At 62.5% G+C, this 15,768-nt stretch carries 14 protein-coding genes; 6 read left to right on the top strand and 8 right to left on the bottom strand.

Features of this window, described 5'->3' with window-relative positions; all coding sequences use genetic code 11:
• Positions 1-22 precede the first annotated feature (22 nt).
• Complete coding sequence (locus tag VVR12_RS04855) at positions 23-2,035, bottom strand: sigma-70 family RNA polymerase sigma factor (protein ID WP_368550046.1); 2,013 nt, start codon at positions 2,033-2,035, stop codon at positions 23-25.
• Between the two features lie 555 nt (positions 2,036-2,590).
• Positions 2,591-2,887, bottom strand: coding sequence for a hypothetical protein (locus VVR12_RS04860; protein WP_368550047.1), 297 nt, complete (start codon positions 2,885-2,887; stop codon positions 2,591-2,593).
• Between VVR12_RS04860 and VVR12_RS04865 the strand changes: the two genes are divergently transcribed.
• Together VVR12_RS04865 and VVR12_RS04870 are read left to right on the top strand one after the other, a co-directional pair.
• Positions 2,886-3,428: a Fur family transcriptional regulator gene (locus VVR12_RS04865; RefSeq protein WP_368550048.1), complete on the top strand. Its 543-nt coding sequence runs from the start codon at positions 2,886-2,888 to the stop codon at positions 3,426-3,428. The two genes, VVR12_RS04860 and VVR12_RS04865, sit on opposite strands and share 2 nt — an antisense overlap.
• Positions 3,429-3,484: 56 nt before the next feature.
• Positions 3,485-4,969: a catalase gene (locus tag VVR12_RS04870; RefSeq protein ID WP_368550049.1), complete on the top strand. Its 1,485-nt coding sequence runs from the start codon at positions 3,485-3,487 to the stop codon at positions 4,967-4,969.
• A 118-nt stretch (positions 4,970-5,087) separates the two neighbouring features.
• Here VVR12_RS04870 and VVR12_RS04875 read toward each other — a convergent pair whose 3' ends face one another.
• A complete protein-coding gene (locus tag VVR12_RS04875) occupies positions 5,088-6,431 on the bottom strand; it encodes an SseB family protein (protein WP_368550050.1) in 1,344 nt (447 codons plus the stop codon).
• Between the two features lie 235 nt (positions 6,432-6,666).
• Between VVR12_RS04875 and VVR12_RS04880 the strand changes: the two genes are divergently transcribed.
• Both VVR12_RS04880 and rarD read left to right on the top strand, forming a co-directional pair.
• Positions 6,667-8,109, top strand: coding sequence for a DUF6882 domain-containing protein (locus VVR12_RS04880; RefSeq protein WP_368550051.1), 1,443 nt, complete (start codon positions 6,667-6,669; stop codon positions 8,107-8,109).
• 179 nt (positions 8,110-8,288) lie between these two features.
• Complete coding sequence (gene rarD / locus VVR12_RS04885) at positions 8,289-9,257, top strand: EamA family transporter RarD (RefSeq protein WP_368550052.1); 969 nt, start codon at positions 8,289-8,291, stop codon at positions 9,255-9,257.
• On the opposite strand, the gene nagA is transcribed toward rarD, so the two are convergent.
• Entirely contained in the window at positions 9,254-10,378 is a 1,125-nt protein-coding gene (gene nagA, locus VVR12_RS04890) for an N-acetylglucosamine-6-phosphate deacetylase (RefSeq protein ID WP_368550053.1), read from the bottom strand. The genes rarD and nagA overlap by 4 nt on opposite strands.
• On the bottom strand, positions 10,368-11,093 hold the full coding sequence (locus VVR12_RS04895; RefSeq protein ID WP_368550054.1) for a GntR family transcriptional regulator: 726 nt from the start codon (positions 11,091-11,093) through the stop codon (positions 10,368-10,370). The genes nagA and VVR12_RS04895 overlap by 11 nt, the downstream gene beginning before the upstream one ends.
• A gap of 107 nt (positions 11,094-11,200) precedes the next feature.
• On the opposite strand from VVR12_RS04895, the gene nagB reads away from it, so the two are divergent.
• Complete coding sequence (nagB, locus tag VVR12_RS04900; protein WP_368550055.1) at positions 11,201-12,001, top strand: glucosamine-6-phosphate deaminase; 801 nt, start codon at positions 11,201-11,203, stop codon at positions 11,999-12,001.
• A 9-nt stretch (positions 12,002-12,010) separates the two neighbouring features.
• Complete coding sequence (locus tag VVR12_RS04905) at positions 12,011-13,033, top strand: alpha/beta hydrolase fold domain-containing protein (protein WP_368550056.1); 1,023 nt, start codon at positions 12,011-12,013, stop codon at positions 13,031-13,033.
• 72 nt (positions 13,034-13,105) lie between these two features.
• Here the strand turns inward: VVR12_RS04905 and VVR12_RS04910 are convergent, their stop codons facing one another.
• From VVR12_RS04910 to VVR12_RS04920, 3 genes are all read right to left on the bottom strand, one after another.
• On the bottom strand, positions 13,106-13,792 hold the full coding sequence (locus VVR12_RS04910) for an N-acetylmannosamine-6-phosphate 2-epimerase (protein ID WP_368550057.1): 687 nt from the start codon (positions 13,790-13,792) through the stop codon (positions 13,106-13,108).
• A 6-nt stretch (positions 13,793-13,798) separates the two neighbouring features.
• Positions 13,799-14,734, bottom strand: a complete 936-nt coding sequence (locus VVR12_RS04915) for an ROK family protein (protein ID WP_368550058.1) — start codon at positions 14,732-14,734, stop codon at positions 13,799-13,801.
• Between the two features lie 76 nt (positions 14,735-14,810).
• The gene (locus VVR12_RS04920) at positions 14,811-15,743 is read right to left on the bottom strand and encodes a dihydrodipicolinate synthase family protein (protein ID WP_368550059.1); all 933 of its coding nucleotides are present in this window, start codon (positions 15,741-15,743) and stop codon (positions 14,811-14,813) included.
• Positions 15,744-15,768: the final 25 nt, after the last annotated feature.

The raw sequence follows: 15,768 nt of genomic DNA on the forward strand, positions 1-15,768 counted from the left end.
GAAGGCGTATAGTTACCCGGGATCACATCTGCGGGCTGAGGTTCCGAAGGTGAGGGTGTCGGATCTTCTGGAACTGCAGGCACCGGCGTTGAGTGTTCCGGAGACGGGGCAGGTGATGGCTGTACGGGGTAGGTTGCGCAGACGACGGCATGGGAGCAGGTTGAGGCTGTTCCGGTGCGTCTCGTAAACCGGTGTCATGGGGATTCCCGGATGGAGGGTTCGACTGCCCATCGACAGGCTTCTCGGGCGGCGTCGATGGAGCCTGAACGCCACTATTGTTTGGTGCCACGCCTTGAGTGTTCTGCGGTTCACTCTCAACTAGTTCACGGGGAGCTGAGAACAGTTGTGTCGGTCCGGGTTGCGGGGCAACCGGGTCCACGCGAGGCACCCCTGGAACCTTCTCAACACCCTCATCGACGGCGGAGGGAGCGGTAGCTTCAGAGTTGACGACTTTGGCTTGCCGCTGTAGACGATCAGTGCGAGGCTGGGACTGGTCGCGTACAGGTGCCGGGGATTCCACCGCGGCAGAATCCGCAGGTGCCACGGGCGCAGTAGCGCCGGGGACCGAGGCGGAACCAGCCGGCTTCTCCCCTTGGGGTTGCGCCGAGCCAGCAACCTGTTGCTCCGACTGAGGTCGATCTGCTCGGGTATCGGTGGGCTTCCCCGCCGAGTTGTCGGCGGACGCTACGGGCTGAGCTGTTTTCTCAGACACCGAGCTTTCTCGATCGGAGGGGGCAGAGTCGGAATGTTCCGCATCGGCGAGCACACCGGTGGTGTGGTCATCGCTGGAGTCAGTAGTAGAGCCAGTTGATGCAACTGCCTGAGCCAGGGCACTGCCCGGCGCACCTGCAGAATTCGATTGACCACGCGCGGGTGAATTGGAGTCAGAAGTGGTGAGTGCCTTTTCGCTGAACTGGGCACCCAGCACCTCGGCTTTCTGCGAATCTGAGCCGGCACTCATACCATTCGGGCCCGGGATGGTGATGGTGTGACCCTCGGCGGTAATTTTGGTGGCCGATCCCTGAGTGGGGTGGCTCAACACCGCTCCACCGGCCACGGCCACGGTGGCGGCGGTCAGCGCTGCCGCACCGGCTAGAAGCTGCCCACCGTTGCTCAGGCCGAGCAGAGAGTGAGAACCGGTAGCAGAAGACGACGATGAAGAAGAGGTAGAAGACAGCTTATTTGTTGCCTCCATAGCGCCTGCCCCACCGGAAGAGCCGGCAGCGGCGATGGACGCGGGCGAGAGGATCGCTGCGCCGTCCGTTCCCCAAATGGTCAGACCAGCCAACACGGGGAAGATCCAGCTACGCATCGACTTATTGATGCCGACCAATGAAAGGTATTCAGAGGTGCAGTAGTTACAGCTCTCCATATGCGAACGCAGGGCATCGGAACGCTTTTGGCTGAGGGAACCCCGCACATAGGGGCTGATATGAGCGTGAAAGCGGTTGCAATCCTTGGTGGCCGGCGCATTTTGATGAGCACGAAGGAAGCCCTCCTTGAGGCTTTCCTTGGCGCGAATAGCCAGCGCCGAGACTGCGTTGGAGGAGAGATCCATAGCGGCTGCGACTTCGCGGGGCTTCTTTGCCTCGACTTCTGTCAGCCACAGCACGGTCTGCCAGCGCTCGGGCAACGAGGTGAACGCCGAAATAACGTCGTCCGAATCGTGCAGTTTCAAGACGGTGTCGTCGAGCGACCCCATCGATTCCAGGTGTTCCTGTTCGCTCGGCACCTCGCGGGTGGCCAACATTCCGAATTCACCGGCCAAATGGGCGATGGTGGTGGCCAGGTAGCCACCCATGTAAGAGTGCGGACCCTTACCGTTTTTAAGCGCGTGCAAGATGCGGGCGAACGCCTCAGAGACGATGTCATCGACGCGCGAAGATTGAGAAGTGTGCTTGTAAGCAATTGCGCGAGCCATACCGAGGTAGCGTTCGTATAGCTCACCGAAGGCCTCTAAATTGCCCTCCCGTACGGCGAGCAACAGAGCTTCGTCGGTCCGTTCGGAACCGGCTAGCGTATGTTGCGTGTGCATGATTACTTTCCCAAGGTAGAGTTGCGAAGCCTCCATAAAGTTGTGCGAGGGAGGCTAAATTTAAATAAGGTGTGGCTCGGTGCGATGGAGTGTTTTGTTGCGCTCTGCATCTATGACAGAAACTGCCTGGCCAGGTGTTTCTTAGATTAATATTACATGACAGACAGTAAATATTGAATGGATAGATGCACCACACCGACACGGATCCGGCCTGCTTGCGAAGCAGGCCGAACCCGTTTCTATGACGCCTCGGTGGTGCGCCACTGCCTTATCGGAAAGCCAGGTTCTGCCCCTAAAAACATCAGAACCCCTCTCTTGCCTCCACCGCACCCGGGCCAGTAGCGTGCGAATGCTACCGGCCCGGGGCAGGGAGATCTTCTCTGTCGATGTCGGCTCCCTAATAAACCGATTCGACATCCCCTATTTTTCTATCACCGGGTTCCCTAACCACCCGGCGAGGCGCTCCGTCATGCACTAACGGTCGCCCTGGCCGCGAGATTCCCCAATCTCACAACCTTCCCCATGCGATGTGAACTCGGCGCCTTTGCCGATGGTTCATGCCGCCACAAGCACCACCGGTGCGATCAGGATCATTCCTGGGTGGTCTTCAACGGCTATCGCTGTCGGTTGACGGTTTTGGTCCGTCACTAGATAAGAGCGAGGAAAGGCAGAATCGTGACGCGAAAAAATAATTTTCTTAAATATTTTTTTGAGAGCCAATGCAATACGCCCTTGACCAGGGCTTTTACCCGCCTCGCGGCAGGCACGTACCGCAGACGTCCTTGTTATTATGAGTAAATCAAAATAAACTAGAGGCTCTCGATAACCATGACCGAAAAGAGGTGCAACCATGATCCCGCAGACTCCGGCAACGCCTTTTAGGCGCGTTTCCCCTGAGCACCTCGAGCAAACCTGGACTCAGGCGCTAAGAGATAAGGGACGACGAGTCACCAAACAACGTTTGGCCGTTCTTAAAGCGGTACACCATCATCCGCACTCCACCGCCGACCAGATCGTGCAGCAGGTGCGCGAAGAGCTCGCCACTATCACCGTGCAGTCCGTCTACGTCATCCTTACCGACCTGGTAGACATCCGCATGGTGCAGCGCTTCGAACCGCCGGGCACCCCCGCCCTGTACGAAACCCGCCTCGGCGACAACCACCACCACGCCTTCTGCATCAAGTGCGGCAAGGTGGAGGACGTCGACTGCGCGGTAGGTGCAATGCCCTGCCTGACCCCGAGCAACTTTCACTCTATGGCGATCCTGTCGGCCGACGTTCTCTATCAGGGAATCTGCGCCGATTGTCAGACACCCGAGGAGTCCGAACTGGCGAAGATTCAACAGGAACATGCCGTTGAAGAACAGGCAAAACCGCAGGTCAGCTCCACTTAAGACGTAACTTTATTTATACCTACTCAAGACATCACCTCATTCCAAAGGAGCCCCTCATGGTTGCACATGAACCCCGCCACCCAGACAAGTTCACCACCACCGTCGCGGGCAACCCCGCCGCCTCGGATCACGACTCTCTGACCGTGGGCAACGACGGACCCATCGTCCTGCACGATGTCTACGCCGTGGAGAAACTGGCCCAGTTCAACCGCGAGCGCGTACCCGAACGCGTCGTCCACGCCAAGGGCTCCGGCGCTTTCGGCTACTTCGAGACCACTGAGGATGTCAGCCAGTACACCAAGGCCGCACTGTTCCAGCCGGGTGTGAAGACCGACATGCTCGCCCGTTTCTCGACGGTTGCAGGTGAGCAGGGAGCCCCCGATACCTGGCGTGACCCCCGCGGCTTCGCGCTGAAGTTCTACACCACCGAAGGCAACTACGACCTGGTGGGTAACAACACCCCGGTGTTCTTCATCCGCGACACCATCAAGTTCCCCGACTTCATCCACTCGCAGAAGCGCCATCCGCAAACCGGTTTGCGCTCGCACGACATGCAGTGGGATTTCTGGAGCCAGCGCACCGAGTCCGCCCACCAGGTAACTTGGTTGATGGGCGACCGCGGCATCCCGAAGACCTGGCGTCATATGGACGGCTTCGGTTCGCACACCTACATGTGGACCAATGCCGCAGGCGAGCGTTTCTGGGTCAAGTATCACTTCAAGACCGATCAGGGCAACGATTTCCTGACTGACGCCGAAGCGGAGAAGCTGGCGGGCTCTGATCCCGATTACCACCGCGAGGATCTCTTCACCGCTATCGACGAGGGCAACTTCCCCTCGTGGACCCTCTACGTGCAGATCATGCCCTTCGAAGAGGCAAAGACCTACCGCTTCAACCCCTTTGACCTGACGAAGGTGTGGCCGCACGGTGACTACCCGCTGATCAAGGTGGGCAAGATGGTGCTCAACGAAAACCCGAATAACTTCTTCGCCGAGATCGAGCAGGCGGCATTCTCGCCGGCCAATACCGTGCCCGGCATCGGTCCGTCTCCCGACAAGATGTTGTTGGGCCGTATTTTCTCGTACCCCGATGCGCACCGCTACCGCATCGGCGCGAACTTCCACCAGTTGCCGGTGAACCGCGCGCACCACGCACCGGTCAACAACTACAGCATTGACGGTGCCATGCGCTACGACTTCAACGCCCCCGAGATCCCCACTTACGCGCCGAACCACCTCGGGTATCCCGAGGCCGACCCGCAACGCGCGGCAGAGGTCTCGTGGGAGGCAGACGGCGCGCTGGTCCGCGCGGCGGCAACCCTGCACGCCGAGGACGACGACTTTGGCCAGGCCCGCACGCTCTACACCGAGGTGATGGACGACGCCGCCCGTCAGCGCCTGGTGAACAACATCGCCGGTCACGTCGGCGACGTCCAGACGCCCGAGATTCGCGAACGCGCCTTCGGATACTGGGATCAGGTACACCCCGAACTGGGCCAGCGCGTGCGTGCAGCCGTAGCTGAGCAGGACGCGGGCCAGTAACCCCTCCCCGGCGGAGGCCGGGCAGGTCAAAAGTTTCGCCCCGGGCGTTCCCACACCAGGGAACGCCCGGGGCGAAACTGTATGTACTTCTCAGCCAGTCCGCGGAGGAAAGGACGGTCTAGTTCGCCTGAGTTGAGTCGCTACGCTGGGCAGACTCAATGAGCGCCACGAGTTCGCGGATCTGCGCGATCGGCAGAGTCGCGGAGGGGCTTGCGGAATTGATGCGCACCCCGGTGGCTCCCAGCTGATCGGCGAACTTCAAGATGTCGAGCGCGGGGGCGGAACGAACGTGCAGGTTCGAATCCAGCGTGGCCACCTCGGCGGCGGAGGTGAAGACCAACATCGTCTCGGGTTCGGCACCTGCCGGTGCGGGAACGAAGACGGGGGCGTCGGTGCCCGGGCGCACTCCCATCAGAAGCGTGGCCCCCGGTGCGGCCAGGGCGGCCAGAAGCAACTGCATGTTTCCGGCAAGCAACGCCCGCTTGGCGGCGTCGTTCATCGGGGTGGAAAGCACCCACTGCACCTGAGCCTTTTCGAGGAACGTCTCGTGTGCGGTGCCGGGGTCGATCACGATCAGGTCGCACGACTCGTCGTTCATGAAGTCGAGGTAGACCTTCATCGTCAGCTCGCTGAGCAGCTCGGGCCCGGCGTACCCCTCATGCTCCTCGAAGTGCGCCTCGGCGTGTTCTGCCGCCGAGTAAACGCACAGGGCGCGCAGGCCGTTGACCAGGCGTAGCACCTTATAGCGCAATTCCACGATGGTTTCGCCGTCGTCGGCGCGTTCGGAATCGGTGATATCTAGCAAGATTTCCCCGCCGAGGGAGGCGCGTAGCACGTTGACGACCTCGGCGTCGATGCGCTGCCCCGAGGTCACCGCGTCGAGCGCGGCCTTCAGGTAGGAGTTGGAGGCCTCACCGGGGTCGCGAAATTCCGGTGACTGGGCGGCAGCGTCCGGCTCACCGGCGCGGCGTCGGCCGCTGAGGCGTTGTTGCGCCCAGGCGGGGATGTGCGCTTCATCGCGGGGGAACTGCTCGAGGTGAACCCGCAGTTCGCGGGCGGTTAGCCGGCCTTCGCCCTCCCAGTCTTCGGGCTCGTCCAGGCGGTTATACCCGGCGCCGATTTGAAATTCGGGGTGAGGCCAGTTCTTCGCGGCGATGACAACGGTGGCGGTGAACCAGGTACCCTCCTGCTCGTCGTAGGCAGCGTGCTGTAACTTTTCAATCTCGGGGATCACAGCCGACTCGGATCGCAGCGGACCGGTGGAACCGACGTAGTCGCTCTCGTCGCGGCTTTCGGTGATACGGATGAAGACCGCGTCCGTCAACGGTTTGATGTCGAGGACGAGCTCGTTCCAGCCATCTTCAGCCTTGACGGTACCCAGCAACCAGCTACCGATGTTATTCAGCGCCTCGGCGATCATGGCCGGGCGCTGTTCCGGTGTATAGCGCGGTGTGTAGCTCACGTATGTTCCCCTCGAAGAATGATCGGCACGAACCACGCCACCGGAGTTGCTCTCCCGTGCGACGCGGGACCCGGCGGGTGTGCCCCTATTAAAACAAGATTTCTCGTGGAGTTCACCGGATTGCTCTCTCAGCGCACAGACCGTCTGCAGGCACTCGGAACGTTATAACCAGCGAGGGTTATATTCTGCGCGAAATATGCCCTGTGGGTGCCCAAAAATTGCTAGCCTAAAGAGTATGACTAAAACTCTGCAGGATTTGATTGACGAATCAATCTTTCTCTCCACCGAATACCAGGCGCGCCTGGCCGAGCTTTCGGGTAACTCCGAGTGGTCGGTAGACTTCTCCGCGCCCTCGTTTACGCTGGCCTCCGACAGCTCCGTGAAACTGACTCCGTATCTGCTGGGTACCGAGTCGAAGAACCGCGGCTCGTGGATCTGGTCCTGGCAAGAGCTGGGTCACTTCCCCGATGCCGTTGTCTCCGCCGCCGTTCAGGCTCGTGAATCCGGCGACCGCCACAACATCTCCGAGCTGACCACCGATGAGTTGGTGCTGTCGGAGAACGTGGCCCGCCGCCTGACCCTGGCCACCAAGGCCCTGACCGGCATCTACGCTCACTACCCCGTGGCCGCCGGCGCCGGAGTGCGTGCGTGGATCTTGCTCGAGGGCAAGGAGCTCGAGCTCGAAGCCCCCACCGTGAACCGGATGGGCCGTGTGATGGCTGAGTCGCTGAAATCCAATACCATCGTGAACCAGCAGAAGGCCGTAGATACCTACGCCCGCATGCGTGGCGCCCACATCGCCTGGGATACCGAGGCAACCGCCGTGATCACCGCCAGCGACGGCGCCCTGCGTCTGTGGTTCGACGAAGGCAAGATCTCCGGCATCGAGGCCGCAGAACCCGAGGTGGACTCCGCAGAGTTGGCCCGTTGTGCGCAACAGGCGAAGTCCCTGCGCGAGCAGTTGGCCGCTGAGCGCAAGGAGATCGAGCAACTGGCCGCACGCGAAGCTCGAGAGCAGATCGCTGCCCGCGAGGAAGAAGCAGCCGCAGAGGCTCGTCAACGCGAAGAGCGCGAGCGCACCGAACGCGCCGAACGCGAGGCCGCAGCCCAGCGCAAGGAGCAGGAGCGCGCCGAGCGCGCCCAGGCTGAGCGTGAAGAGAAGGCCGCACAAATGCGCGAGGAAGAGGTTCCGCAGAACCTGGACGAGAAGCGCGCCGACGAAGAGCACGTGGACGAGGTCGCCGGCGTGGTGCCGACCGACCGCGTTTACCCCAACGCCGAGGCGCCCTACGACCAGGATCCGCAGCGCGATGCCCAGCCCGGACGCGTCACCACCTCCGCACTCTCCGACGAGGATGTCCTCTCCGACGACTCAGAGCGGCAGGCCGGTACCGAACGCCGCGTTGAGCGCGAGGAGACCCGCGCGACCGGTTCGCAGCGGGCGTCCTCGGTGGCCGTTAGTGCCGAGCAAGACGAGGTTCGCGAGACCGAGCGAGCAGAGCGCATCGAGCGCACCGAAGGTGAGCAGTTCCGCGAGGCACGCGAGAAGCGCCGCCCCTCGGCCTTCCGCAACGCGGGCGACGCCCCGGATCTCGACGCCGAGCGTCAGGAGGCCCAGCAGGCACCGGCCAAGGAAAAGGAAAAGAAGGGCTTCTTCTCCCGCTTCTTCGGCCTCTAGGTCTTCTCAACCGGTTATCCGCCGACAACGAGATACCTGCACCGCGCGGCGCCCCACCTTTGACAGGTGGGGCGCCGCGCGGCTTAATTTTTTGTTCCAGGTGTTCACGGCGACCGTAACGGTTGTATGTTAGGTGTGTCCTACTTGACTTACAGAACTGCAGAAAGTACCCGCCGCCCATGTCCTCACCTGGCATCGCCTCCCCCGCGACCGGTTCGGTGCCCGCCGCCTCCGAACGTCGTTCCGGTCTGTTCTACGTGGTCGCCACGTATCTCATGTGGGGCGGCCTGCCGCTGTACTTCGGACTACTTACTCGCTCCTCCCCCTTCGAGATTGTGGCCGGCCGTGTGCTGTTCTCGTTGGTGTTTTGTCTGCTGCTGGTCAGCCTCACCAGGCAATGGCGCAACCTGCTGGGGTTCCTTCGTAAGCCGAAAACGCTGGGAATGGTCGGCATCGCGGCAGGTCTGATCGCGGTGAACTGGTTGCTCTACGTAATTGCAACGACCACCGGGCACACGCTGGACGCCTCGTTCGGCTACTTCATCAACCCGCTGGTGGCTGTGGGGTTGGGTGTGATCTTTCTCGGGGAGCGTCTGCGTCGCCTGCAATGGGTTGCCATCGCCGTGGCGGGGCTGGCGGTGCTCATGATGAGCGTGCTCTACGGCAGAGTACCGTGGCTGGGTCTCGGGCTGGCGTTCTCCTTCGGGTTCTACGGCTTGGTGAAGTCGAAGGTGGCCGCCGGTATGAAACCGGTGATCTCGTTGACGCTGGAGACCATTGTGCTGGCTCCCTTCGCGCTGGTTTTTGAGGTGTGGTTGATGACGGCCACCGATAAAGCGACGCTCCTCACCCAGGGCACCGGGTATTTTTGGCTTCTGGCGGCTTCCGGCGTGATCACTGCGGTGCCCCTGCTGACCTTCGGCGCCGCGGCGGCGCGTCTGCCGCTCTCACTCATCGGTATGATCCAGTACATGACGCCCACCATTCAGTTCATGATCGCCATTTTCATGCTCGGTGAGACGCTAACCCCCGAGCGGTGGATCGGCTTCGTGCTGATCTGGGTGGCCTGCCTCATCTTTGCTTTTGACACCTACCGCGCCGCCCGCCTGCAACGTCGCGCGGCGCTGTCGATTCGCTCGCGTTCCTAGAAATGTGTGTGCCGCCAGACGTGCACCGACCGGCCCCGGTGATCCAACAGGTTATACCCGTGCGGAGCGTCCAGGCCGATCGTGCGCGCCGGGATGACGGTGGCTGCGGCGACTGCCTCGGCGAGGGGTAGCCCGCAGGCCACGGCGGTCTCGACGGCGCGCGCCATCGTCAGGGTGCTGCCGGCGATTGCACCGCCCTCGGTCAGTCGGGCCACGGCGTCTTTCACCTCGACGTCGAGCGAGCCGAGCTTGTAGTGGCCGTCGTGGCAGCAGGCGGCCGCCATCGCGTCGGTGATGAGCGCTACCCGCCCCGGAGCCATCGCCCACAGCCCGCGCATGGTGGGGGCGTGCACATGCACCTCGTCGCAGATCAGCTCGAGCGTCACGTGGGTGCGGTCGAGGGCCGCGGCAATGGGCCCGGGCGCGCGATGTAGCATCGGGCGCATCGCATTGTAGGTGTGCGTGAGGAGGGACGCACCGGCGTCGAAGGCCGCTGCGGCGGTCGCGTAATCGGCGTCGGTGTGGCCAACAGCCACGCGCACCCCGGCGCTCACGAAGGTTTTCAGCGCCGCGAGATCCCGGTCGGTTTCGGGGGCGAGTGTGATCTGCTTCAGGTACCCGCCCGCGGCCTCGATGAGTTCCTCCGCCTGCCGCGGGGTAGGCGAAGTAAGGAACGCGGAGTTGTGGGCACCGCGGTGAGAGGGGGAAAGGTAAGGCCCCTCGAGGTGGATGCCCGCTACATTGCGTTCATTGACGGGTTGGGCTTCGATGGCGTCGGCTAGTTGCGCGACCGTGTGTTTGAGCTCCTCGAGCGGGTTGGTCACGAGGGAAGCCAACATCTGGCCGGTTCCGACGGCACGGTGAGCGCTCACGATGGTCTGGACGCGGTCGGTGTCTTCGAAGGAGGCGCCGGCTCCGCCGTGGCAGTGGATATCGGTGAAAGCCGGCGTTAGATAGAGCCCTGCACCATCGATCTGGTCCGCTTCCGCAAGCACCGGAATCGGCCCGGTGCCCACCTCGAGAACCTCTTCGTCACGCACGTGAACCCAGATGTCGGTTTCAGCCAGGCTTTGGCTCAATGAGAGCGATTTCAAACCGGTGTATATCTGGTCAGTTCCCATCGCGTTCCTCCCTACGAATTTCCAATTCAAAGTCGTATCGATCGGCTCTATAGATCGTTTCTGTGGCCTCTACCGCGCGACCGGCGGCGGTGAACCCCACCCGAAAAACGCGCAATCCGGGGGCGCTGAGCGGTTGACGTAGCGCCATCGCTACCTGTTCATTGAGGGCCACTGCCGAGATGTTCTCGGTGGCGGTGGTGATGCGATACCCGGCCTTGGTCAACTGCTCATCGAGTGATCCGGTGGGGTCCGGTTCACCGTTGAAGGCCGCGGTGATCAGGTAGGCCCGCTCGAAGGCCATCGGGCTTGAGTCCGCGCGGCGCAGGCGCACAATCTCGAAGACCGGTTCTCCCGGTTGCACCCCCAGGTGCGCGGCGATTTGCTGGGGAGTCGGAACCCGGCGCGATTCGATGACCTCGGAGGTCGCCCGGTATCCCCGCTCGGCCATGTCTTGGGTGAACGAGGTGATCTGTGGTTTCTTATGGACACTCCGGCGCGTGGCGATGAAACTGCCCGCGCCTGGGCGGGTGTAAATGAGACCTCTCTCGTTGAGAAAGGTGAGTGCCCGGCGGATGGTATCGCGGCTGACTCCGTAGCGCTGAGTGAGTTCGCGTTCCGTCGGGATGGCGCTGTGCTCGGTACCGTGCGAGACGAAATCTGCGCAGATGTGATCGGCAATCTTCCGAAAAAGCGGTTGCGCGGTTTGCCCCTTCATCATGCGGTCTGCCTTACGCGCGTTTTGGTATGCATGTACCTACTAATACCACATCGAATCATTCTTTTGGTATGTCTTTGGTACGCTCAAAACTCTATACTGAAGGTATGGAGATCATCATCAAAAGCTCAGATTACGAAGTTGGAGAGTACGCCGCGGCTCTCTTCGCCGAAGAAATCAGCGAAAACTCCCAGGCGGTCATCGGGGTAGCCACCGGCTCCTCCCCCGAAAGCACCTACCGTCACCTGGCGTCGCGGGTGGAAAACGGGCTCGATGTCTCGCGCGTCAAGGCCTTCGCGCTGGATGAATATGTGGGCATCGAGTTGGATCACCAGCAGTCATATCACAGCGTGATTAACCGCGAGGTTGTGCAGCAGGTGGGTCTTGCCCCCGAGAACGTGCGCGTGCTCGATGGCACGGCGCAGGACGTCGTGGCCGAGTGCGCCGACTTCGAGGCGCACATCGCGTCCAGCGGCGGTATCGATATTCAGCTGCTCGGCATCGGCGCGAACGGGCATATCGGGTTCAACGAACCGGGATCTTCATTGGTCTCCCGTACCCGCATCAAGACCTTGGCACCCCATACCGTCAAAGACAATGCTCGGTTCTTCGACGGTGACCAGTCACAAGTACCGATACATTGCCTCACCCAGGGCATCGGCACGATCATGGAGGCCCGCAAGATCGTGTTGGTCGCTATCGGTCGCAACAAGGCTCAGGCGGTGGCCGGTCTCGTCGAAGGCCCCATCGGAACCTTCTGCCCCGCTTCGATCCTGCAGATGCACCCCAACGTCTCGGTGATCGTCGACCAAGAAGCCGCGGCAGAGCTGAGAAACATCGAATACTACAACTACGCTCGAGACAACATGCCCACCTGGCAACGTCCCGACGTACACACCGCGGAGTAGGTGATACGGGTGTCAGTGTTGTCGACCGCCGCACAACTAGCGAGCGCGGCACTTGCGCTCTACGCTCTGCGCAGGACGCCGGAGGTGCGGCGGGTGACGGTCTCCCTACGCCACCCCATCCTGTGGCTTCCCCTGCACAATAAGCTCTCGTTCTACGTGCAGAACCAGCAGTGGAAAAAGCACTTTCCCCGGGAGAAGTGGGGTAACACCCTGCGCGTCGAGGAGGTTCGTCTGGGTGCCCACTCGGCCGGTGAAGAGCTGGTCTCTCTGCTCACGGTGCCCCGGCACCGCCGCGGTATGGGCGCGCTCCTATGGTTTCACGGCGGTGGGCACCTGGCCGGCTCGGCCGCTGCCGACCAGCTGTACTGCGCCCGCCTAGCACAGGAGCTGGGGGTGCCGGTTCTCAACGTGGAGTACCGCTTGGCCGGTCAGCACCCGTATCCGTCAGATATCGACGACGGTGTTCAGGCCTTGCGGTGGCTACTGCAGCGGGCCGAATCCCTCGGTGTATCCCCCGACAACATAGCCGTGGCCGGCGCCAGTGCAGGTGCCGGTATTGCCGCCTCGGTGGCCCAACGCGCGCACGACGCCCACCTGCCGGTGGCCTTCCAGGCGCTGGTCTACCCCATGTTGGACGACCGCACCGGCTTTCTCGACGACGCCGAGCACCGCGGCGCTTTCATCTGGTCCGCTCGCTCCAATGTTCGGGCGTGGAACCGCTACCTGAACGGGCGAGCCGGTGCCGCCGACCTCCCCGAAGACACCGCTCCCGCCCGGCGTGTGTCCCTAGCGGGGCTACCCGCCACCTGGATCGGGTGCGGCACCCTCGACCTGTTCTATCCGGAGAACCGTGCCTACGCCGAACGTTTGGTCCGCGCGGGAGTCGAGGTGGAAACTCACTGGGTCGAAGGCATGTACCACGGCGCGGATGGGATGTTGCCCACCGCACGCGCCTCGCAGGACATGTGGAACTCCATGGTGCGGGCGATCCGCCGGGGTCTTCATCTTCACGCAGAAACCGCGCCCCGGTGAACAACAGCGTCCTGGTTAAAAAGTGCCCCGGTGAGCAAACGCCCACCGGGGCACAGACAGCCTGCCCGCTGTCTAACTCATCAGGGCGTTTTTGAACCAGCCCGTAATAGAGATGGGGTGGGTGATAGCCGTGCCCACAACCACCGCGTGCGCACCGGCGTCCAACGCCTGCTTTGCCTGCGCGGGGGTATGGACGCGTCCCTCGGCGATGAGAGGGATCCCCAGCTCGGCCGCGGCGACGGCCGAAAGCAATTCTAGGTCCGGCCCCTCGGTCTTGGGTCGGGCGTCGGTGTATCCGGCAAGGGTGGTGCCGATGAAGTCGGCGCCGGCCTCGGCCGCGGCGTGGGCGGCCTCCAAGCTATCGCAATCGGCCATAACTAAAGCGTTAGATTCTTCGTGCACCGCGCGCACCACCTCGGCCAGGCTCAACCCGTCCGGGCGCTGCCGCGTAGTGCCGTCCAGCGCCACCACGTGCGCACCCGCTTGGGCTACCGCCAGAGCATGGTGCAGCGTCGGGGTAATAAAGACGCCGTCGTGGCCGTCTTTCCACAGCCCGATCACCGGCACCTCCACAGCAGTGCGCGTGAACTGGACGTCGGCGAGCCCTTGAACACGCACCGCCGCAGCACCTCCCAGCACCGCCGAGGCCGCCACCTGACCGGTGGTCCGCGGGTCTCGCATGGGTTCCCCCGGATACGCCTGGCACGAGACAATGAGCTGGCCGCGCAGGGAGTCTATGAGTTCATCGTGGGTAAACATCCGTCTCTACTTTCGTACAAAATCGGGGATCACTGTCACCGCGCCCAACAGCGGCGCGTCGGCACCGAGCTGCGCCCGCCGGATCACTGTCTCTTTGGCGTGCCCGAGGGCCGCCTTCTTAAACTCCGCCTCCACGATCGGCCACCACAGATCCCCGAGGTTAGCCACCCCGCCGGAGACCACCAGCACGTGGGGGTCGAGGATGTTGGCCAAATCGCCCAGCGCCAGACCTGCAGCTCGCGCGGCATATTCGATCGCTTCTATCGCTAACCGGTCACCGTTGCGGGCGCGGAGGGCGACGTCCTTGGTATCGGGGCTGGACTGCTCCCCTCCCAGCTTCAGATAGCGCTGATAGATGGCCGGCCCTGCCGCCACGGCCTCGAGGTGTCCCTCGCCGCCACAGGTGCACGGGACCCCTTGAGCGTAGGGCGACGAGAAGTGCCCCACATGCCCGGCGAGGTAATGGGCGCCCTTCATCACCTGCCCACCGATGATCATTCCCCCACCCACGCCGGTCCCGAAGGCCACCATCAAACTGGTTTCCGCGCCTGCGCCGGCGCCGAGCCAATCCTCACCGAGTGCGTGCGCGTGAACGTCGTTCATGGCAAAGGTAGGCAAACCGGTTTCTTCGCGAACGATGCCGGCCAGCGGCACACCGGACCACCCTTTAATCACGTTGGCCGCCGTAATGACCTGCCCCTGGGCCCCGATCACCCCGGCCGAACCGATACCGATTCCCACGACCTGAAGGTTGCGTGAGCGGGCTCGTTCGATCAGGACGGCGGCACCGGCCGCCGTGTGACGGGCAAGTTTCTCACCACCGGCCGAGGCCTGAGTGGGGATTTCGTGGCGGTCTATCACCTGCCCCGCCGCGTCCACCAACCCGAAGGCGGTTTTCGTGCCGCCGAGATCGATACCGAGTGCAATTTTTACCAGCGCCATAGCGTTTTTCATCCCCTCCGCAGTGGTGACACCGTGTGTCGGCGTGCTCAACGGTACAGGCACGCCGACGCACGCATTAGGGTTGCGGCTCCAGTAGCTGCGCCTTGGCCACGATGGCGCGAATACGTTCGCGCTCGCCCTCCCCTAAGGATTCCATGGGCTTAGACATGGTGTTGGAGCCGATCACGCCCATGAGTTCCAGGGCCGTCTTGAAACCGCCCAGGCCAGCGGCTCCGCTGGAGACCGAGGGGGACTCGACGAAGACGATATTGAACAGCTCGGTGAGGCGGTCCTGTTCGGCGCGCGCCGCGTTCCAATCCCCAGCCACCGCGGCGTCATAGAGCCGCTTATAACCGGCGGGGTCCACGTTGCCCAGGCCCGGTACGATGCCGTGGGCGCCGGAGAGCATCGCACCGTCGCAGACGACTTCGTGACCGGTAAAGAGCGAGAACCCTTCAATATCGCGCGTAGCCTGGGCCAGCAAACGGAAGGAGATATCGTCTCCCGAGGAATCCTTCACACCGACGATCACGCCTTCTCGCGCCAGCTTCGTCAACAGCGGCACGTTGAGCTTCTGCTTGGTGCGCACGGGTACGTCATAGGCGAAGACGGGAACGTCCACTGCCGCAGCGATCTCCCGGAAGTGGCGCTCTTCTTCCAAGGCGTTGTCCAGCGCATAGTACTGGCTGGTCACCACGATGGCATCGCCGCCAATGGCCAGTAGACGCCGAGCCTCGTCGATGACTCGTGCCGTGGTCTGTTCGTTCGTTCCCACCAAAACCGGCACCCGACCGCCCACCGTTTCGATGGTCGCGGCAAGCACCTTCTCCCGTTCCCCGTTCGTTAGATAGGGAACTTCACCGGAAGATCCCAGAACGAAGATGCCGTTGCTTCCACCCTCGATGAGGTGCTCGATGAGTTGCGTTAGAGAAGCGAGATCCAGCTCGCCCTCGGTGGTGCGGGGTGTGAGCAAGGGAGGGATAACGCCGGAAAACTGAGGTGAGGTCATCCATAAACTCCTTCGTGAAAAGATG

This window comes from Rothia sp. LK2588, assembly GCF_040946465.1.
Lineage (GTDB): Bacteria > Actinomycetota > Actinomycetes > Actinomycetales > Micrococcaceae > Rothia.